The following is a 22,795-nucleotide window of genomic DNA, read 5'->3' as shown; positions in this document are numbered from 1 at the left end:
AAGAACAAAAGCATGAAGTTAAATGAAAATGATTTGGCTCAAAAAATTTTAAGTGAAGAAGAAATTTTAGCTCAAAAAGAAGAACTGCGTTTAAAAAAAGAGCAAGAATTGGCTGACTCTTTGGCAAAGTTGCCAAAAGGATTTCGTTTTGATGCCAAACGTAAGATTGATGAAAAAAATCCTCCGATTATTATCGATGTTGCCAACAGGCTAGATAGTATTAAATATTTCAAATTATCGGATGTAGCCCAAAGCATTCAATACATTAAAATGCAAAATTTGCCAGACACTAGTATTTCTAACAATATGCTTTACAAATACCACATGACTGACAAGTATATAGTTGCTTCAAACATTTATGGCATTCATTTATTTACCAAAAATGGCAAATACCAGAATACCATTATTAAGAACAGCTGGAGCGGAATGAAATATGAAAAAAAGAAAGATTGGATTAATTTTTACTTTTCAAATTTTGGAGCAATCGCAGCTGGCATAACTGTATGGTCTCAAGGTGATAACCTGTATTATAGTTACCAAAACACCTATACAGGTCAAAACTATATTATGGAGGTAGATTGCTCAAAAGAATTGGTTGCTTTGAATACCACTTTTGAACCCGAAAATCAAAGAAAGATAATGGGAATGGGAAAACTTTCAGTTGATTTAAATCATGGGCACGACAGACCATTCAAAGCTCGACATCCCAATGGGATGAATACATTTAAAAGAGAAAACTACTACGACAAAATCAATATTTTCTCTCCTGATAAAAACACCTACCTATCTCAATTTAATTATGGGAAAGATATGCTTCAAATTTTTAATACAAGGGGTGAAACTTTATCGAGTTTTAAAAAATTGGAACAATTAAAAAACTTTAAACAAAGAGGTTTTCGAATGTTCGATAGAGGAAATTCATACGAATTGAATGGAAATTACTTTTTCAGAACAAATTACAACGACACCATTTTTAAAGTAATTCCTCCCAACATCATTCAACCAAAATATGTATTCCACCTAGGAAATCATAAAGTAAGTATACAAAATGCTATGAATTCATCATTTGATCTTACGGGTAAAATAACTCCCTATGAATGGGCAGATGCTAAATATTATATCTTCATGAGTTTTATAAAAGACAATAACTTATGCCCAAATTCCAAACAAGATAAAAGTGTAAAATTACATTATGCAATCTACGATAAGCAAAACGAAAGCTTACAGTTTATAAAGTACAACCCTACTGACTATACTGTAAACGTACTACAAAACGATATTGATGGAGGTTTTTCTGTCTGGCCAAAATCCTACATGATTAATCGAAAAGGGGAAATCATGATTGCTCTTAGTGGTGAAGATATTAAGAAAAAAGTTTCATCGGATGAATTTAAAAATTCAACTGCTCCTGCTGTCAACAAACAAAAGTTAACTGAATTGGCAGCTAATTGCAAAAATGATGACCAAGTTTTAATGCTAGTAAAATAAAACCAACTATTGATTCATGGGTAATTATCGTACATGAACCAATTGAAAATTTATGATTTTAGTAACAACACAAGAATTAAATTATGAGATACTTTTTTTTAATTATCATTCCTTTGCTTATCCTTTCGTCTTGTAAAAACAAAAGTATGAAGCTAAATGAAAATGATTTGGCTCAAAAAATTTTAAGTGAAGAAGAAATCTTAGCTCAGAAAGAAGAACTGCGTTTAAAAAAAGAACAGGAATTGGCAGACTCTTTGGCCAAATTGCCTAAAGGATTTCGCTTCGAATCGGTTAGAAAAACGGACGCTTCTAATCCTCCAATTGTGATCGACATTGCAAACCGAATGGATAGCATCAAAGAATTCAAACTTTCGGATGTTGCCCAAAGTATTGAATACATTAAAATGCAAAATCTGCCAGACTCAAGTATTGCAAATAACATCAATTACAAATACTACATGACAGATAAGCACATCGTAGCCTCTAATCTTTATGGCATTCATCTATTTACAAAAAATGGGGAGTTCAAAAATACAATTGTAAAAAACCAACTAAGTGGTGTAAAGTACAAAGAGGATCAAAATCAAGTTTTAGTGTACTATTCCGAATATGCAAAAATAGGTGGAAGTCCTAATGTTTGGTCAAGAGGAGGTCAATTGTACTATAACTACAGAAATACTAATACTGGGCAAAATTACATTATGGAGGTAGATTGCTCCAAAGATTTAATCAATACTCAGTATCAGTTCGACCCTGAAAACCCATTAGCAGTTTCAGGTGCTGGTAAAGTTTTGGTTGATCTAAACAGAGGACAGAACAAACCATTCAAGGCACCCTATCCAAATGGCATGTCATCATTTTCTCCCCAAAATACATATCAGTATATTGGAATTTTCACTCCTGACCGAAACACCTATTTTTCGAGGAGAAGCAGAAAGGGGAACATGTTGGAAATTTTCAATACCAAAGGAGATACCTTAGCCGAATTTACCAAATTTGAACGTCTGGTTAATTTTAAAGCCCGTGCTATTCGAGGTTTTGATTATGGAACCCAATATGAAAAAGATGGGAATTATTATTTCAGATCGGATTATAATGATACCATTTTCAGAGTGATACCTCCAAACATTATAAAACCTGAATATGTAATTAAGCTGGGTAAGCATAAAGTTAGTAAACAAGATGCTTCTCATCCTAAATTCGATTTAAAAGGAAAAATTGTTCCTCAGGAATGGGCAGATGGTAAAGATTTTATCTTTATTGAATTAACAGCAGATGACAATTATTGTCCAAATTCTAGAAAAAAGAAAAGTGTTCGAATGCTATATGCCATCTACTCCAAAAAGAATCAAAAACTCAATTTCGTTAAATATGATCCATACAATTATGAGATGGATTTACTGGAAAATGATATTGATGGTGGATTTGCTGTTTGGCCTAGCTCTTACATGGTAAATCGAGAGAATAATATAATGGTTTCATTGCTGGGAAGAGATATCAAGGAAAAAGTAAATTCGGATGAATTTAAAAATTCAACTGCTCCTGCTGCCAACAAAGAAAAGCTGATACAGTTAGCAAAAACCTGCTCTGATACCGACCAAGTGCTAATGCTGGTTAAATAGTTTCATCAACAACACTCAAATGAAACGAGCCGAGAGAAAAAATCCTCATAAAAAGGAATGACAATACTGGCGAGTATCATAGCAATTAAAAAGCAAATTCAGACATATGCATTACAGTTTCAAAATCATACTCCGATTAATTTTAAAAAAGCCTGTTTTAAGCATCATTAACTTCACAGGTTTTACCATAGGAATTTTAGCGTCATTGCTAATTTATTTATGGGTTTACGATCAAAGCACTTTTGAGAAATTTCATTCTGATTACAACAGAATTTATCGGGTTTTAACACTCTCAAAGCAAGGGGAGGATATTATTAAATCGGCAGCTTCGTACCAACCAATTGCGGAAACCATGAAAAAGGATTATCCACAAATTGAGGCTGCCACATACCTGTATGGATCATCAGAAGATTCCCCACTACAATTCGAGAATGGAAAAAAGATTGAAGCGAGAAAATTCTATACGAACACAGATTTCTTTAGAATCTTTGATGGTTTTGAATTTCTGGAAGGCAATGCTGAAAATGCATTCAAACACAAATCAAACATTGTGCTTTCCGAAAAAGTTGCACGTAAACTTTTTGGCAACTCACCAGCTTTAGGCAAAAAAATAGTTAGTGACAAATACAGTGAAAACATTTATACCGTTAGTGCAGTTTTAAAAATTCCAAGGAATACTCATATTGACTTTGGTTACTTATTGTCTGAGGACAATCTTAGCCTTCATCACTCTACAAACTCATGGAGAGATTCCTACTGGATTAGAACATATATTAAGCTTTCAGCTAATGCTGAAATCGACAGCTTGTTTCTGAACCGAATCAGCAATCATGTTAGCAGATACTCGAATAGAACGGATAAGTTGATGTTTCAGCCATTATCTGAAATTCATCTTCATTCTGATTACACCACCAATATGCTTGATAATAAGATCAGCAATTACAAGTATGTTGTAATTTTTTCGGCCTTGGCTTTACTAATCCTTATTATGGTGATTTTAAACTTTACCATTCTTTCAACGGTAAGTTATTCTGAACAAGCCAAAGAAATTGGAATTCAAAAAGTAAATGGTGCAAAACGACACAGTTTACTGCTACAATTCATGATGAATTCTTTTCTGCAGACTTTTGTAGCTGCATTTTTTGCCATTGCTTTGGCATTCGTATTGCTGCCAAAATTCAATCAGCTAACAGGACAGCAATTACAAATCAATCTATCGATGCAGTTAATTACTTACTTGTTTCTGCTAATTGTATTTACAGCAATAACAGCAGGTTTATACCCTTCCATTTACCTATCGAAATTGAATCCTGTTCAAATTTTAAAAGCCAAAAACTACAATGGTGGAAATATTGGGCTGATGAATTTGCTCATTGTAATCCAATTTGCAATTGCAATTTTTTCCATTTCAGTTTCAGGAGTGTTCATGAAGCAATTTCATTTCATTACCACAAAAGATTTGGGAATCAACCATAGCAATATGCTAGTTGTTCCTACAGGCTTATGGTACGATAGCAATTCCTTCAAAAATGAACTTTTGCAGAACCCGAATATACTTTCTGCATCTGCAAGTACTTATGCTCCAATGTATGGAGGTTTTCGCTCAAATTTTGTTATCGACAACAATGGAGCAAAAGATAGTATTCAAGCAGTTATTCTTCATGTTGACGATGAATTTGCAAAAAATTACGAATTGAAACTTACAAAAGGTAAGTTCCTAAACATGAACTATTCTACCTATTGGGAAGAAATGAAAAAAAAATCGGATGATCACACTTTTTCATTTCCTGTGGTAATAAATGAAAGTGCCGAAAAACTATTGGGTTTTGAGGATCCTATAGGACAACGAATTGGAGACAACGAAATTGTTGGTGTGGTTAAAGATTTTCATTTTAAATCATTGCATCACAGAATTGAACCTTTGGTGTTAATGAATTCTCCTGAAAATATTATGACAATGAACATCAGGGTTTCCAAGCACAAACGTAAGGAAAGTATTGCCTTTATTCGTGATACCTACAAAAAGCACAGGGAAGACAGAGAATTTTCTTTTCAATTTTTCGATGATTTATTGAAAGCTGAATATCGCAATGAGAACCATTTGAAAAATACGACAAAGGCCTTCACAATCCTTAGTATTATCATTAGTATACTTGGTATGCTTGGTATTGCAGGATTTGTGGTAAGACAAAAAACGAAGGAAATTGGAATTAGAAAAACAAATGGAGCCAAAACCTATGAAATCATACAAATGCTCAATCTCAAATTCCTAAAATGGGTAATTGTTGCCTTTATTTTGGCTTGTCCGATTGCTTGGTATGTGATGAACATTTGGCTTCAGAATTTTGCCTACAAAACCGAATTAAACTGGTGGGTTTTTGCACTGTCGGGAATCATTGCCATTGGTATTGCAATAATAACCGTTTCATGGCAATCGTGGAGAACTGCAAAAAGAAATCCAGTGGAATCGCTTCGCTATGAATAAACCTATTCAATTAAGAATTATCAATTAGTTGAACCAATAAGTCTGGAGCTATTAATGATGGAATACAATATCTTTAATAGCTCCTGATTATCGTTATCCAATGATTTAAAAAGTTTTTCATCTATAAAATCAGTATCTTTTAACAATCTTATCCAATAGTTAGTTTCCCTGGCTTCCTTATAAGCAATCGACATCTTAGCTGTAAAATCTTTTTTAGAGATACCACCAATCGCTTCTTCAACATTAGCTCCAACTGAAGTACCACTGCGAAGTAACTGCTTGGAAAGCACATATTCCTTTTTCTCTTTATTTAGATACTGACAAAGCTTAACAATTCTAATGGCAAATTGATACGATTTCTCAACAACAATATTCCGATACTTCTTTTGAGTCATTCTAATTCTTAATTATACATTGATCATTGTTAATTGTTCACTGTCTAGTGCGTTTGTACCAAGTAATCTCATCGCCTTGATACATGAACTTATCTACCAATTTTAACCCTAATTTATCGAGTACCTTTTGAGATTTTTCGTTACTAACCAGAGTCATACTGCAAATCTCTGTGATATCCAACTTTTCGAAAGCATATTCAATTGCAGCCTTGCTTGCTTCGGTAATGTAGCCTTTGCCCCAGTATTTGCGAAGTAAACGAAATCGCAAATCGTAATAATTGCAGTATCCGTTCAATTCCTCTTTTTCGAGCTTGAAACCTGTCCAGCCCATAAAATTGTGGGTTTCCTTATCGATAATGGCCCAACGACCAATTTCATTTTCCTTGTATTGGCTAATGATATTTTCAATCATCTTTCGACTTTGATCAATGTCACGAATGGGCTTTCGTCCTAAAAACTTGTACACTTCAGGATCGGAATCCATTTCAAACATTTTTTCATCATCGCTAGGCAGTATTTCTCGTAGGTATAATCGGTCGGTTTCAAGTATAATATTCATTCCTGATATTTTATTTTTAAGATTTAACTGAATGATTTAATCTCGTACAAATCTGCGAATTGTGCAAGTTTTTCTTTAAAATGATTCTAATTTAGAACAAAAAGAAGTACTCTTAAATAGGTTATCTGGATTGTATTATAACTACATAACAAGGACTTCAAAAAATTCATCAAAAATAATGTTTTCAACAAACGTTTGCGGGATCGTTTGCAGAAGTAAATCGTCATAACGCAAACGATAGAAAAAACTTAAACCACTCATAATCTTATTTTTGACTCCCATCTAATCCTAGAATTACAACATATGAGAAAAACTTTACTTCTTTTTATTTTACTTACAGGATATCTCCTGAATGGAATGGCCCAAAGAGTATGGGTTGAACCAAGCAATGCAACGATCAACGATGAGATTACCATCTACTTTGACAAGGAGACTTCTTCCTTCTGGACCGATGGAGAAGCCAGAATTTATATGCATGCGGGGGTAAACACCAATGCAGGTCACTGGCAAAATGTAAACGATGCTTTCTCTAACCTAAACGACAGCCAGGAGATGACTGCTCATGAAGGAACAAAAGTGTGGAAGAAAACCATCACACCCAAGGAGTATTTCTCCTTAAGCGAAGGGACTACCGTGTACAGCATCGATTTGAAGTTTAGAAATCAATACGGCGGCGGTGGAAACAATGAAACGGGAAACTTTGAAATATCACTGACCGAAGCACATGTAAATCATAGCGGCAAAGCAATTACCTCCTTCAGCATCAACGGTGATGCTGCCCAAATATCAGGAGACCAAATCGCCTTGCAAATAGATGCAGGTACAGATATAACAAGTTTAAGTCCGGTAATTGTAGTTTCAGAACATGCCAGTGTGTCACCTGCTTCGGGTGTAGCACAGGATTTTTCTTCACCAGTTCAATATACCGTAACTGCTGAAGATGGCAATCAACAGGTATATACCGTTACGATTTCGCAGTTAAGCATAGCCAAAGATATTACCAGATTTACTGTTGATGGAATTGATGCCACCATTGGTGAGAATATCATTAACCTGGAATTGCCTTACAATACAAGTGTAGATATAAGTCAGGTGACTCCCACCATTGAAATTTCGCCAAAGGCTTCTATCTCTCCCCTTTCAGGTGTAGCAAGAGATTTTACAAATCCACAAACCTACACACTTACGGCAGAAAACAATTCAACCAAAGACTATACGGTAAGCATTACAATTGCCGATCCTCCGGTGGTGGTAACTTCTCCGGAAAATCCATCTGCAGACCAACAAGTGAGCATTACTTTTAATGCAAAAGGAACTGCTCTTGAAAATGCATCAAAAGTGTATCTGCATTATGGCGTAAGCACGACATCCGGGGAAAAAGAATGGATAGGAAACTGGGGGGAAGATGATAATGTGGGCATCATGACTCAGGGAAGTTCTGCCAACCAGTGGACCTTTAGTTTTACGCCCACCTCTGATTTTGCCAACCTGCTTCCGGGGGAAGAGGTAACCGGTTTAGAATTTCTTTTCCGTTCGGCCGACGGCACTTTAAAAGAGGACAACAGCGGATCCAACTACAGCCTGTCTCTGCAAGCTGCCAGCATCCCCGATTGGATTGAGATCAGTCCGGCTCTTCCGAAAATATCGGATGAAATTACCATCACCTTCAGACCAGGCATTGCCCCGGAAAAGAAATTGCAAGCTGCAAGCAGTATTTACATGCACAGTTGGGCCGTTACCTCGGGACCGGGAAAAACTACTGCCGATTACGTAGGTCAGGCACAATGGGGAGACAACACCAAAGGACAACTAACAGAAATATCATCTGGAGTATGGCAGATTACACTTACTCCATCTACTTATTTTGGAATCAGCGACCAGAATGAAAACCTGTTTCGCATTGGTTTACTCTTCAGAAATCAAGATGGATCAGTTGTCCAGAAAAATGAAGAGGACAAGGACTATTACCTGGAAACCGACCCTGAATTTTACATTAGCATCGTCCATCCCAATGATCAGGAAAAGACGGTAGAAACCGAAACCTCTTTCGAGATCAATTTCACCACTTCCGAAAGTGCAAGCGTTGAAGTATTCGCTGATAACCAATCCATACATACAGCTTCGTCGGTAACAACAAACTCGGTAAACCATAGTTTTACAACTGCAGGATCACATACGATTCTTATCCGTGCAAACAATGGCAGTACTGTCAAGGAAAAAACCATTGCGATAGAAGCCTATTCGTCTGTTACTGTGGAAGACCTGCCATCGTGGGTAAAAACAGGACAGAAAGGAATCATCTACCATAAGGATATTGAAGGCCTGACCGATGACGACACCAAGGCAACATTAATTCTGCATACACCTACCTCCATCACTTATAAAGATGGTTACGGAAATGTATATGGCAGCCAATCTGTTCCTGCCAAATCGGTAGTTCACGTATTGGGTGATTTCAACAACTGGAGTGCGAGCGAGAGCAGCAAAATGAAGAAAACAACGGATGGAAATTACTGGTGGATTACTTTGGAAGGATTAACTGCCGGACAAGAATATGTTTTCCAGTATTTAATTGATGGTTACCTGAAGCTTGCCGATCCTTATACCGAAAAGGTGAGCGATCCGGATGATCAATACATTTCATCAAGCACCTATCCAGGGCTAATCAGCTATCCAAGCGGAAACGCCAGCGATCGTGCATCTGTTTTGCAAACCGGACAGTCTGCTTACCAGTGGCAGGTTAGTAATTTTACTGTTCCGTCTCATAATGATTTAAATGTTTATGAACTTCACATCCGCGATTTTACGACTGAAGGAAACTACAAAGCTGCCGCAGAAAAGTTGGATTATCTTAAAGATATGGGGATCAACTGCATTCATTTAATGCCGGTAAGTGAATTCGAAGGAAACGACAGCTGGGGTTACAATCCTAACTTTTACTTTGCGCCAGATAAAGCTTATGGCACCAAGAATGATCTGAAAAGTTTTATTGATCAGGCCCACGAGAAAGGCATTGCGGTAATTAACGACATGGTCTTGAATCACTCTTTTTATTCCAGTCCGTTGGCAAAAATGTATTGGAACAGTACAGACAACCGTCCGGCGGTGCATAACCCATGGTATAATGAAAATCACAACTTTCAAAATCCGGGAGCACATTGGGGAGCCGACTTTAATCATACCAGCGAACACACTCAAAACCTGGTAGATTCTATTTTGAATTTCTGGATTGACGAATACCATTTTGATGGATTCCGATTTGATTTCACGAAAGGATTCAGCAATACAAGCTATCCTGAAGATAGTTGGGGAAGTACATACGATGCTCAACGCATTGGAATCCTCAAAAGAATGGTTGGTAGCATGAGAAGCAAGCACCCTGGAACAATTGCCGTTTTTGAGCACCTTGCTGATGCAAGTGAAGATAGTGAATTGGCCAACGAAGGAATCCTGATGTGGGGTGGAAAAGGAATCTCGGAAAAATACGAAGAGCTTGCCATGGGATGGAGTGGTAATATCGACCTTTCGCAAGCCTACTACCGAAACATATCCTATCAATACGCCAACCTGATGAGTTATATGGAAAGCCACGACGAAGAACGCTTGGCTTTTAAAGCTATGAAATATGGCAGGGATATCAATGCCGGATCGTTTGACAAATATCAGGAACCTACCGATGATCAACTGCAAATTATCGTTCCCAGACTAAAAGCGGCGGCGGCATTCAACCTACTCCTACCGGGAGCAAGAATGGTTTGGCAGTTTGGAGAACTGGGCTATGATTACAGTATTGATTACAATGGAAGAACCGGAAAGAAACCAGTGCGCTGGGATTATTTCGAGAATGCACACCGTAAAGGCCTGTATGAATTCTATGCTGATCTGTTTCATCTTCGAAATACATACAATCTTTATAATAATGATCAGACCCAGGATTTTGACATTTCCGGTGCAATGAAACGCATCACCTTAAATGGCAAAACAAAATCGGATGAAGGCTTTCAACTTATCGTGATTGGAAACTTTGGAGAAAGCGATGGCAACATCACCCCTCACTTTGGCTCCACAGGAACCTGGTACAACTTTGAAGATGGCAGCAACATAAATGTATCAAGCACCAGTCAGCAATACTACCTGAAAAGAGGCGAATACAAAATTCTTTGCTCTCGCCAATTGTCAAGAGCCAACTTTCATCAACCATCAATAGAAAGCGTTCAGGCTATTTCTGTTGATGAGAATAGCAGTTTGACTTTTCTTCCTGAGTGGTTTACCGTGAAGGATGATGATAATGATCCGGCAGCAGTCTATACTTTTACTTACCTGGGAGGCGACAATTATACGGTCAGCAATTCTACACTCACTCCTGCTCCCTATTTCTTTGGAGATTTACAGGTGAAAGCACAAGTCTCGGATGGAAAATATACCAGTGAAGAATTTTCGTTCACGCTTAGTGTAAATCCAATCCAGCATCCATTAACAATCACAGCACAGGATGCCAGCATGACCTATGGAGATCCTCTGCCTGACTTCACCGTAACTTATGAGGGCTTTGTTCATGATCATACTTCTGATGATTTGGAAGGAACTTTAAGCTTTAATGTAGAAGGCGATGATATTGTTCCCTCAGGATTAAGTTCTACGCATTACGACATAACTTATGTCCCGGGAAAACTAACTGTCAACAAAGCAACACCAACGGTAAGCACTTGGCCAACAGCTAGCACAATTACTTACGGACAAACATTGAGCGAGTCGATCCTGACAGGAGGAACAGCTAATGTGGACGGAAGCTTTGCTTTTGCAAATCCATCGGCTACTCCTGATGCTGGAACTCAAGCTGTAGAGATTATCTTTACACCAACTGATAACAGCAATTACAATACTGTAAGTGGAAATATCAACATTACTGTTGATAAAGCGGATGCGACTGTAAGCGCTTGGCCAGAGGCTGGTACAATTACTTACGGACAAGCATTGAGTGAATCAATCCTTACAGGAGGAACTGCCAATGTGGACGGAAGCTTTGCTTTTGCAAATCCTTCTGCAACGCCAAACGCAGGAACACAATCTGTAGAGGTAATTTTCACGCCAACAGATAACAGCAATTACAATACAGTGAGCGGAAATATCAACATCACTGTGGATAAAGCTGATGCCACTGTAAGCGCTTGGCCATTGGCAAGTACGATTGCTTACGGGCAGACATTGAGTGAATCAATCCTTACAGGAGGAACAGCCAATGTGGACGGAAGCTTTGCTTTTGCAAATCCTTCTTCTACTCCCGATGCGGGAACACAATCTGTAGAGGTAACATTCACGCCAACAGATAACAGCAATTACAATACAGTGAGTGGAAATATCAACATCACTGTGGATAAAGCTGATGTTACTGTAAGCGTATGGCCAACAGCTGGTACAATTACCTTCGGACAGGTATTGAGTGAATCTACCTTATCAGGAGGAACTGCCAGTGTGGATGGAAGCTTTGCTTTTGCAAATCCTTCTGCAACTCCGAACGCAGGAACACAATCTGTAGAGGTAACATTCACACCAACTGATAACAGCAATTACAATACGGTGAGCGGAAATATCAACATTACTGTGGATAAAGCTGATGCCACTGTAAGCGCTTGGCCATTGGCAAGTACGATTGCTTACGGGCAGACATTGAGTGAATCAATCCTTACAGGAGGAACAGCCAATGTGGACGGAAGCTTTGCTTTTGCAAATCCTTCTTCTACTCCCGATGCGGGAACACAATCTGTAGAGGTAACATTCACGCCAACAGATAACAGCAATTACAATACAGTGAGTGGAAATATCAACATCACTGTGGATAAAGCTGATGTTACTGTAAGCGCTTGGCCAATGGCTGGTACAATTACTTACGGACAAGCATTGAGCGAGTCGATCCTTACGGGAGGTACTGCCAGTGTGGACGGAAGCTTTGCTTTTGCAAATCCATCGGCTACTCCGAACGCAGGAACACAATCTGTAGAGATCATCTTTACACCAACTGATAACAGCAATCACAATACAGTGAGCGGAAATATCAACATCACTGTGGATAAAGCGGATGTGACTGTAAGCGCTTGGCCAGCTGCAAGTACAATCACCTACGGACAAGCATTAAGCGAGTCAACTCTTACGGGAGGTACAGCCAATGTGGACGGAAGCTTTGCTTTTGCAAATCCTTCTGCTACTCCGAACGCAGGAACTCAATCTGTAGAGATCATCTTTACACCTACTGATGCTAGTAATTACAATATGAGTGGAAACATCAACATCATTGTTGATAAAGCGGATATTATTGTAAGCGTATGGCCAACAGCTGGTGCAATTACTTACGGACAAGCATTGAGTGAATCAATCCTTACGGGAGGTACTGCCAGTGTGGACGGAAGCTTTGCTTTTGCAAATCCATCAGCAACTCCTGATGCGGGAACGCAATCTGTGGAGGTAATTTTCACGCCAACCGATAACAGCAATTACAATACAGTGAGCGGAAATATCAACATCACTGTGGATAAAGCGGATGTGACTGTAAGCGCTTGGCCAGCTGCAAGTACAATTACTTACGGACAAGCATTGAGCGAGTCGATCCTTACAGAAGGAACAGCCAGTGTGGACGGAAGCTTTGCTTTTGCAAATCCTTCTGCTACTCTGAACGCAGGAACTCAATCTGTAGAGGTAACATTCACACCAACTGATAACAGCAATTACAATACGGTGAGTGGAAACATCAACATCATTGTTGATAAAGCGGATGCTACTGTGAGCGTGTGGCCAACGGCAAGTACAATTACTTACGGGCAGACATTGAGTGAATCAATCCTTACAGGAGGTACAGCCAATGTGGACGGTAGCTTTGCTTTTGCAAATCCTTCTGCAACGCCGAACGCAGGAACACAATCTGTAGAGATCATCTTTACACCTACTGATGACAGCAATTACAATACGGTGAGCGGAAATATCAACATCACTGTGGATAAAGCTGATGCGACTGTAAGCACATGGCCAACCGCAAGTACAATTACCTATGGACAAACTTTGAGCGAGTCGATCCATAAGGGAGGAACTGCCAATGTGGATGGAAGCTTTGCTTTTGCAAATCCTTCTTCTACTCCCGATGCGGGAACACAATCTGTAGAGGTAACATTCACGCCAACAGATAACAGCAATTACAATACAGTGAGTGGAAACATCAACATCATTGTTGATAAAGCGGATGCTACTGTGAGCGTGTGGCCAACGGCAAGTACAATTACTTACGGGCAGACATTGAGTGAATCAATCCTTACAGGAGGTACAGCCAATGTGGACGGTAGCTTTGCTTTTGCAAATCCTTCTGCTACTCCGAACGCAGGAACACAATCTGTAGAGATTATCTTTACACCAACTGATAACAGCAATTACAATACAGTGAGCGGAAATATTAACATCACTGTGGATAAAGCGGATGCGACTGTAAGCGCTTGGCCAGAGGCTGGTACAATTACTTACGGACAAGCATTGAGTGAATCAATCCTTACAGGAGGAATTGCCAATGTGGACGGAAGCTTTGCTTTTGCAAATCCTTCTGCAACGCCGAACGCAGGAACACAATCTGTAGAGATTATCTTTACATCAACCGATAACAGTAATTACAATACAGTGAGTGGAAATATCAATATCACTGTTGATAAAGCTGATGCGACTGTAAACGCTTGGCCAGCGGCTGGTACAATCACCTACGGACAGGCATTGAGTGAATCAATCCTTACAGGAGGAACTGCCAATGTGGACGGAAGCTTTGCTTTTGCAAATCCTTCTGCTACTCCGAACGCAGGAACTCAATCTGTAGAGGTAACATTCACACCAACTGATAACAGAAATTACAATACAGTGAGTGGAAACATCAACATCACTGTGGATAAAGCTGATGCGACTGTAAGCGCTTGGCCAACAGCTGGTGCAATTACTTACGGACAAGCATTGAGTGAATCAATCCTTACGGGAGGTACTGCCAGTGTGGACGGAAGCTTTGCTTTTGCAAATCCATCAGCAACTCCTGATGCGGGAACGCAATCTGTGGAGGTAATTTTCACGCCAACCGATAACAGCAATCACAATACAGTGAGCGGAAATATCAACATCACTGTGGATAAAGCGGATGTGACTGTAAGCGCTTGGCCAGCTGCAAGTACAATCACCTACGGACAAGCATTAAGCGAGTCAACTCTTACGGGAGGTACAGCCAATGTGGACGGAAGCTTTGCTTTTGCAAATCCTTCTGCTACTCCGAACGCAGGAACTCAATCTGTAGAGGTAACATTCACACCAACTGATAACAGAAATTACAATACAGTGAGTGGAAACATCAACATCACTGTGGATAAAGCTGATGCGACTGTAAGCGCTTGGCCAACGGCTGGTGCAATTACTTGCGGACAGGCATTAAACGAGTCAATCCTTACAGGAGGTACAGCCAATGTGGACGGAAGCTTTGCTTTTGCAAATCCATCGGCTACTCCTGATGCAGGGATACAATCTGTGGAGGTGATCTTCACTCCCTCGGATGCGGACAACTACAATTCAGTTAGGGGAAATATCAGCATTAGCGTTACCAAAGAATCGACAGTTGTTACTAACTGGCCTACTGCAAGTGCAATTTCTTACGGACAGTCCTTAAGTGAATCTACACTATCAGGTGGCACAGCCAATGTGGAGGGAAACTTTACTTTTACCAATCCATCAGCAACTCTGAACGCAGGAACACAATCTGTAGAGATTATCTTTACACCAACTGATAACAGCAATCACAATACAGTGAGCGGAAATATCAACATTACTGTGGATAAAGCTAATGTTACTGTAAGCGCTTGGCCAATGGCTGGTACAATTACTTACGGACAGGCATTGAGTGAATCAATCCTTACAGGAGGTACAGCCAATGTGGATGGAAGCTTTGCTTTTGCAAATCCATCGGCTACTCCTGATGCAGGGATACAATCTGTGGAGGTGATCTTCACTCCCTCGGATGCGGACAACTACAATTCAGTTAGGGGAAATATCAGCATTAGCGTTACCAAAGAATCGACAGTTGTTACTAACTGGCCTACTGCAAGTGCAATTTCTTACGGACAGTCCTTAAGTGAATCTACACTATCAGGTGGCACAGCCAATGTGGAGGGAAACTTTACTTTTACCAATCCATCAGCAACTCCTGATGCGGGAACGCAATCTGTGGAGGTGATCTTCACGCCAAGTGATACTGATAACTACAATACTGTTTCTGAAACCATCGGTATCAGCGTAAGCAAGGCAACTCCAACAGTGAGTGTTTGGCCAATAGCTGATGCAATCACCTACGGACAGACTTTGAGCGAATCTACCTTATCTGGTGGTACTGCTAATGTTGATGGAAGTTTTGCTTTTGCAAATCCATCGGCAACTCCTGGTGCGGGAGCGCAATCTGTGGAGGTGATCTTTACGCCAAACAATTCGGATAACTACAATTCGGTAAGTAAGCTTATCAGCATTAGTATAGATAAGGCTGACCAGAACATTGTTTGGGATCAGGATTTAAGCTCTTTGATGGTTGATGACCAGGTACAGCTAACTGCTATTGCTGAAACTGCTTTGCCTGTAAGCTACAGTATTTCTGACGAAGACATTGCTCTTATCGAAGGTGATTTACTCACAATTCTGGAAGCTGGAGAACTTACAATTACAGCTACACAGGAAGGAAATCAAAATTATAATCCTGTAGAAGTAAGCAAAATCATTACCATTGAAGTTGTTACGGGTATTGATGATGGAATCAATAAATCAATTGAGCTAAAAGCCTATCCTAACCCAGTACAACGCAAAGTAACCATCGATGGCCTGCAAAGGGGAGATAAAATAGCATTATACAATCAGCTGGGAAAAATGATTCTTATTAAAGATGTACAAAACAATAAGGAGGTATTTGACCTTTCCGATTGTAAACCTGGCATGTACTTGTTTAAAGTTGTAGGAGGAAAAAGCATTCGAATACTGAAAATTTAAAATATCAATACATCAAGTTTATCCCGGACTTCCTGATCAATTGGAGGTTCGGGATTTTTATTATCCCATTTAAATTTCAGTCCCGATTGTTATTGGGTGTGCTTTAAGAGAAACTGTGATAATTATTAATAACCTGCATGATATACCTGATTCCTAAGTAGTGGACTTTACACAGCAAAAAAGCGACAACCCAAAGGCCATCGCTTAATATCATGAACTGATCATTGTTAACTGTTTCCTGCTAACTGATCACTGCTTAAACATGTTTCAAAATGTCTTCCAAATTCTCGAATCTGGTTTTGTAGTCATTCATCGATCGGCTAATTACCTCATGTGCTTCTTCAACACCATAAGTATGTGTAATTTCTGCCTGACGATCTAAACCTGGCATATCCTTATAGGTTAGGAAATAATGCTTCAAACGGTCTACAATTACATCTGGCATACACTTGATATCAGTAAACTGGCCGTAAGTGGCATCGTTAATCAAAACCGCAATAATTTTATCATCCGCTTCGTTCCCATCAATCATTCTAAAACCTCCAATCGGACGAACCTCTGCAATAATATCTCCATGAGAGATCGATTTTTCAGTAAGGATACAAATATCCAAAGGATCAGCATCACCTTTAATCCCAGGCTTTCCCGACTGCTCGCTACAGTATTCTCCAACAGAATCGCCACAATAAGTTTGTGGTAAAAATCCGTATAAGGCAGGAACTACATTCGAGTACTTCTGCGGACGATCAATTTTAAGATATCCGCTTATCTTATCCACCTCGTATTTAACGGTATCTGTTGGAACCATCTCGATAAATGCCATTACCGATTCTGGCGCATTATCTCCGATATCCAATCCATGCCATGGATGTGATTTGTATCGCAAGCCCATTAGTCTTGCTATCGGATCATTTAGTTTGTTTCCCATAGTAAGTGTTTCTTTAAAAGTATCGTTTTGGCACAACGATCTTAATTCATTTGGTATAAACAAATGTAGTAAAACAATATAAATATCTACCCAGAAGTCTTTTTCTTTTGCACTTATTTGGTGAGAATGGGTATTAACCGACATTGAAATACATTATTCTATCAATTTTCAAACATTAATAAGGACTATCCTGTATAAGTACTACAATCATTCAACTTGTTTACTATATTCGTTGTTCTATTTTTGCAGATACTCAAAATACAGTATGAATACATTATTAACTTTACTTTTAATTCAGGGAAGCATACTTTCTTTACTGCTTCTAACCAGAAAATTTAACCATACTCAAAATCGTTTTTTAGGTGCTTTTGTACTTTTGGTTGTAATTTTTTCTTCTGTAGAGTTACTGGAAAAAACATATTGGGGATTTAGCAATGGATATTGGATATTTCTATTTGTTAGTAGTAAGTTTTTAGCCCCAATCCTATTGTATTGCTATATCTCAACATTTGTTAAAAACAAGAAAGTGAATATTAGCAAACATTTACCAACACCCTTAATTTTAGGTATTGCATTTAGCTTTTGGTGCTTTTTTAATGTAACGATAAAAAGCTTTGAAGTATTCATTAATTCTACCTACGGGATTATTGTATCGGTAATTAATATTTTTTTATGGCTACTGTACTTACCACTTAGTTATCGAAATTTGCTTATTGCGAAAAAAGAAAAAAGTATCACAACTCAGTATTTATCTTTATTGAAAATATTATTGATTTTGATCTCATTCACACTTCTTTTGGAAGTACTTGATGATTTCAATGATCATCTTCACTTTATTACAAGTCTTGATTTTTTTGATGTAATTGATTTACTTTTTCTGGGAATGATATACTTCATTAGCTTTAAAGCCTTCAGTCAACCTCAGATGTTTCAAGATGTAAAGAAACTTTTACCTAAACCTGAGCCAGTAGCAAAATATGCTAAATCAAACTTAAGCAGCGATCAGTTAGATGATATCCAAAAAAGATTGGAAGATCTAATACAAAATGAAAAACCATACCTGAAAGGCGATTTAAACATTCAGGAATTGGCCAACACCCTCAAAGTTTCAAGACAATACCTTACCCAGGTAATCAACGAAAAAAAGAAATGTAATTTTAACGATTATATCAATCTTTTTCGAGTTGAAGAGTTCAAAACAAAAGCTAAAAATCCCAACTTTAAAAACTATACACTTCTTGCTTTGGCTCTGGAATCTGGATTTAATTCCAAAACATCTTTCAATACCATTTTCAAAAAACATACAGGGATAACTCCCTCACAATATCGACAAAGCATAAAGGAAGATGAATAAAAATTCAGTAATTGAATCAGTACTGTTCCATCTATCTCCTTTATAAACAAATCACTTTCCTTTTTCAATCAGACACCTATTAATCAGTCAAGTACCTGATTTATTGGGGTTCAAAATGCGCAAGCTGAACCTTCAATTTCTTCATAAAATGTTCGATTTGCGCATTCAAAGCGCTTCCCGTTCAGGTATCGACTTGCTTTGCCTCCCAAAAAGTAAGTCAAATGAAGAAAAAATGTTTAATCCTGATTTTTAGTTTCGGTTCATTGTATTCTGTAGCTCAAAAAACAGATACTATTAATAGTACAATTCCAAACCACAAACAAGATTTCCTATTTAAGAATAAAGCTCTACCAATTGCGGCTGGTATTGTTGGTTTGGGTCTGGCTCTGGAATATTCAAATTCCGATAAACATTGGTGGCAAAACAAATACAGTTTCCAAAATAAAGTGAGAGAAAATTTCCCAGGATTCTCTACCCGATCCGACGATTACCTTCGATACGCTCCAATAGCATTAGCCGTAGGAATGAACATTAGTAAGAATAAGGCTGAGCATAGAATTATTGGTCAATTGGCTCGATTGATTAGCGCCCAAATAATAATGGATGCAACGGTTAACCAAATGAAGAAAAAATTTAAACACCTACGTCCTAACGGTCATAGCTATACCTCATTTCCTTCAGCACATACAGCGCAAGCCTTTCTGTCGGCCCGATTTCTAGACAAGGAGTTTGGAAAAGAACACCATTGGGTTCGTTGGTTAGGTTATGGAATGGCAGCAACTACCGGCGCTTGTAGAGTTCTTAACAACGCACATTGGCTTTCTGATGTTTTGGTTGGTGCAGGTATTGGAATACTTTCCGTTGATCTCTCCTATTGGATATTTGACAAACTGGATAACAAAAAACTAATGATTGCGCCAATAGCAGGAAAAGATATGTACGGGATCAATCTTGTCTACAGGTTCTAATACTTATATCAAAACCATCCTACAATAAATCCAATGGTAATTAAATTTTAAGTAACAATGACTCAAACAAAAAAAATCATTCCTCTTCTTACCACTATCCTTCTACTATTCTCGCACTTTTCATTTTCTCAATTTGTTAAAAACCTTCCGATTCCAAACGAAAACCATCCTTACAATAAAAACAATAACAAGTTAGCCCTTCACATTGCAGGAGGAGTAATTGCAACGGGACTTTTACTTGAATATTCAGGCATCTTCGATAAGAAAGAGTTTCAAGATGATGTACTACGTCAATTTCCAAATGTAAAAACCAGTATCGACGATTACTTTCAATACACTCCTATTGCAATAGGTCTGGGTTTAAATGCATTTGGTGTTAGAGGTGAGCATAAGTTTACACACCAATTAAAAAGACTGGCTTTTGCCGAAGCCATCTGTAATGCCACTGTTTTTACCATTAAGTCACAAACCAAACACAAACGACCTGATGGATCAGCAATGAACTCTTTTCCTTCGGGCCATACAGCACAGGCATTTTGTGCTGCAGCTTTTCTCGATCGAGAATATGGAAAACAATATCCATGGCTCCGTTGGCTCGGATATGGAATGGCTACAACCACCGGAGTATGCAGAATATTAAAAAACAGGCACTGGGCAAGCGATGTGGTTCTGGGAGCAGGTATTGGTTACCTATCAGTTGATTTAAGTTATCGCCTTTTCGATAGATGGGAGAAAAACAAAAACTTACAAATTACACCTATGGTTGGGAATAAAACCTATGGTTTAAATATCGTCTATAAATTTTAATCTCAAGCAAAAACTCAATCAAACACATGAAACGAATCAAAAAAAACACAAACTTTACATTTAAGAGAGATTTTGTTCGTGCTATTGCAGCACTTTCTTTCTATGCTCTTGTACTTATTCCTCATATTTTAGGATATGAAGGATTCGAATATGAATCGGAATACATTGTATTGGGATCCATTCTATTACTTGGTCCTTGGTTTTGCGGCTGGGCCTGCCCTTTTGGCAATGCATCCTATTTTATGACAAGACTAGGAGCCAAGCTTTTTCCTTCTCTTCAGTTTCAAATCAACCCAAATATTCACAACATTTTAAAATACAGTAAATATTTACTTCTGATTTATTTTCTAAGCTTATTCGTCATTAAAGGAATCAATTATTTTGGCGATCACATGATCATGTATCAAAGCAATTGGTTCACATCAATGTATATCAAATTTAAGCATGTAGCTGTGCTTTTCATTCCCCTGTTCTTACCCCGATTTTTCTGCAAATACCTGTGTTTTCAGAAAGGGGCTTATAACATGATGAATTATTTTTTTCCTGGTAGCAACATTATTCGAGATGCCTCAACATGCATCAGTTGTAAAAAATGCGATAAGGTTTGCCCAATGCAAATACGCATATCGCAAAAAGAATACATTAAAGGAAACGACTGTTTGAATTGTTTCAATTGTCTGGATCAGGATGTATGCCCGCCAAAACACCGTTCATTAAAACTACAGGTTTTGGGAAAAATAAGAATGCCTTTGCAATTTGGGCTACTAATGTTTTTGATTTACATACTTATTTCTATAGTTGTTAAGATGGTAACAGGAGCATAAATCATTGCCCATTTCATATTCTGAGCTCCCATTAAAAAAACTCATATTGCATACAGCAATGCACCTCAGGGGCTCTGAGGTGCATTAATACATGTAAACAACTCTTGCTCCGATTGCTACTTCGGTCCCTCTACAACTTCTTTATCTACCATTTCTTTCTGTTAGTAAACTTCGGAAACAGGGGGTTGGCATAGCTCTTTCAAACAGTTTGATAGAATAAATCCAGGTTAACATCCTAAATAATTCAGCAAATTCTTATTAGTTTTACGCCATACTTTAAGAATATTATGCCATATCAAATAAACAGCAACTATTTAGCCTTAAAATCCTTTGTTGAAGAACTGCCTATTCGCTTTCCCAAAGAAGGTCAGTCAATTTATAAAGTTCGAAACGAAGTAAAGATTTTCGAAGTAGAAGGGTATCTTTTAAATGTAAAGAGCTATAAAGTTCCCAACCTATTCAATAAAATTGCATACCGTTACCTTCGTGGATCGAAAGCCAAACGATCGTATGAATATGCCGAATTTTTATTGAGTAAAGGAATTGAAACTCCAGCTCCGGTAGCTTGGGTTGAATGCCATAATGGTGGCGTACTAAAAGAGAGTTATTTTGTGAGCATCCAACACAAACACGATTTTAACTTACGCGATGTGCTCGAAGATAAAGTAGAGAACAAAACGGAAATTTTAAACGGTTTTGTAGATTATACGGTAAACAAATTGCACAAAAATGGAGTTTTTCACTTGGATTATTCTCCAGGGAATATCCTTATCCGAAAAGAAAAAGATGGATACTCTTACAGTGTAATTGACCTGAACAGAATGAAATTCTTCCCTATTGATACTGAAAAAGGAATGGAGAATTTAAAGCAACTTCATACCACAGCTGAGAACTATAAAATTATAGGAAGAAGGTATGGTGAGTTGGTGGGAATTGATCCTGAAGAGTGCGCTGAAAATTTGGTAGATATGGATAAAAAATACCAGGAATACAGAGCGCGCCGAGGCCGATTTAAAAGAATTTTTAAAAAGAATAAATAATCTAAACACAAAGACGAAGTGGGTATTCCATAAAACCTTCGATAATTCCTAAGATGACATATTAATGAAATCTAGATTGTTCGAGCTGGATTTATGGGCATTGGAAGGACAAACTAATTAGACGTAGAAAAATTTTTAGAAAGACGGGGAAGCTGAGAACTTGTTCGAAGATCACCCCGCCGCACTTAAATTTTTCAAGTATAGATAGTTTGGGTTTCCACGCCCTAGATTTTTTGCTTACTTTTTGATCAATGCAAAAAGTAAGAGCCACGCGGCTTGAGCAAAGACAAATA

At 38.2% G+C, this 22,795-nt stretch carries 12 protein-coding genes; 9 read left to right on the top strand and 3 right to left on the bottom strand.

What is annotated here, in order from left to right; genetic code table 11:
• Positions 1-12: 12 nt before the first annotated feature.
• From BXY64_RS02290 to BXY64_RS02280, 3 genes are all read left to right on the top strand, one after another.
• A complete protein-coding gene (locus BXY64_RS02290) occupies positions 13-1,488 on the top strand; it encodes a DUF4933 domain-containing protein (protein WP_120238357.1) in 1,476 nt (491 codons plus the stop codon).
• Between the two features lie 146 nt (positions 1,489-1,634).
• Entirely contained in the window at positions 1,635-3,110 is a 1,476-nt protein-coding gene (locus tag BXY64_RS02285; RefSeq protein ID WP_120238356.1) for a DUF4933 domain-containing protein, read from the top strand.
• A 106-nt stretch (positions 3,111-3,216) separates the two neighbouring features.
• The gene (locus BXY64_RS02280) at positions 3,217-5,595 is read left to right on the top strand and encodes an ABC transporter permease (protein WP_120238355.1); all 2,379 of its coding nucleotides are present in this window, start codon (positions 3,217-3,219) and stop codon (positions 5,593-5,595) included.
• Positions 5,596-5,615: 20 nt separating this feature from the next.
• On the opposite strand, the gene BXY64_RS02275 is transcribed toward BXY64_RS02280, so the two are convergent.
• Together BXY64_RS02275 and BXY64_RS02270 are read right to left on the bottom strand one after the other, a co-directional pair.
• Positions 5,616-5,990: a four helix bundle protein gene (locus BXY64_RS02275; RefSeq protein ID WP_120238354.1), complete on the bottom strand. Its 375-nt coding sequence runs from the start codon at positions 5,988-5,990 to the stop codon at positions 5,616-5,618.
• A gap of 37 nt (positions 5,991-6,027) precedes the next feature.
• A complete protein-coding gene (locus BXY64_RS02270; protein ID WP_120238353.1) occupies positions 6,028-6,549 on the bottom strand; it encodes a GNAT family N-acetyltransferase in 522 nt (173 codons plus the stop codon).
• 303 nt (positions 6,550-6,852) lie between these two features.
• On the opposite strand from BXY64_RS02270, the gene BXY64_RS02265 reads away from it, so the two are divergent.
• Complete coding sequence (locus tag BXY64_RS02265; protein WP_120238352.1) at positions 6,853-16,581, top strand: DUF4961 domain-containing protein; 9,729 nt, start codon at positions 6,853-6,855, stop codon at positions 16,579-16,581.
• A gap of 256 nt (positions 16,582-16,837) precedes the next feature.
• Here BXY64_RS02265 and BXY64_RS02260 read toward each other — a convergent pair whose 3' ends face one another.
• Positions 16,838-17,509 (bottom strand): inorganic pyrophosphatase, encoded by a 672-nt coding sequence (locus tag BXY64_RS02260; protein WP_120239730.1) that lies wholly within the window; start codon positions 17,507-17,509, stop codon positions 16,838-16,840.
• A gap of 265 nt (positions 17,510-17,774) precedes the next feature.
• Between BXY64_RS02260 and BXY64_RS02255 the strand changes: the two genes are divergently transcribed.
• The 5 genes from BXY64_RS02255 (at position 17,775) to BXY64_RS02235 (ending at position 22,502) form a co-directional block, all read left to right on the top strand.
• A complete protein-coding gene (locus tag BXY64_RS02255) occupies positions 17,775-18,863 on the top strand; it encodes a helix-turn-helix domain-containing protein (RefSeq protein WP_120238351.1) in 1,089 nt (362 codons plus the stop codon).
• Between the two features lie 221 nt (positions 18,864-19,084).
• Positions 19,085-19,831 (top strand): phosphatase PAP2 family protein, encoded by a 747-nt coding sequence (locus BXY64_RS02250; RefSeq protein ID WP_120238350.1) that lies wholly within the window; start codon positions 19,085-19,087, stop codon positions 19,829-19,831.
• Positions 19,832-19,888: 57 nt separating this feature from the next.
• Positions 19,889-20,638: a phosphatase PAP2 family protein gene (locus BXY64_RS02245; protein WP_120238349.1), complete on the top strand. Its 750-nt coding sequence runs from the start codon at positions 19,889-19,891 to the stop codon at positions 20,636-20,638.
• Between the two features lie 26 nt (positions 20,639-20,664).
• Entirely contained in the window at positions 20,665-21,462 is a 798-nt protein-coding gene (locus BXY64_RS02240) for a 4Fe-4S binding protein (protein WP_120238348.1), read from the top strand.
• Between the two features lie 287 nt (positions 21,463-21,749).
• Entirely contained in the window at positions 21,750-22,502 is a 753-nt protein-coding gene (locus tag BXY64_RS02235) for a lipopolysaccharide kinase InaA family protein (RefSeq protein ID WP_120238347.1), read from the top strand.
• The last annotated feature ends 293 nt before the right edge of the window (positions 22,503-22,795 follow it).

The organism is Marinifilum flexuosum, from assembly GCF_003610555.1.
In the GTDB taxonomy this organism is placed as follows: Bacteria; Bacteroidota; Bacteroidia; order Bacteroidales; family Marinifilaceae; genus Marinifilum; species Marinifilum flexuosum.
The sequence above is the reverse complement of the archived record's forward strand: the minus strand, read 5'-3'. Positions and strand labels throughout refer to the sequence as shown.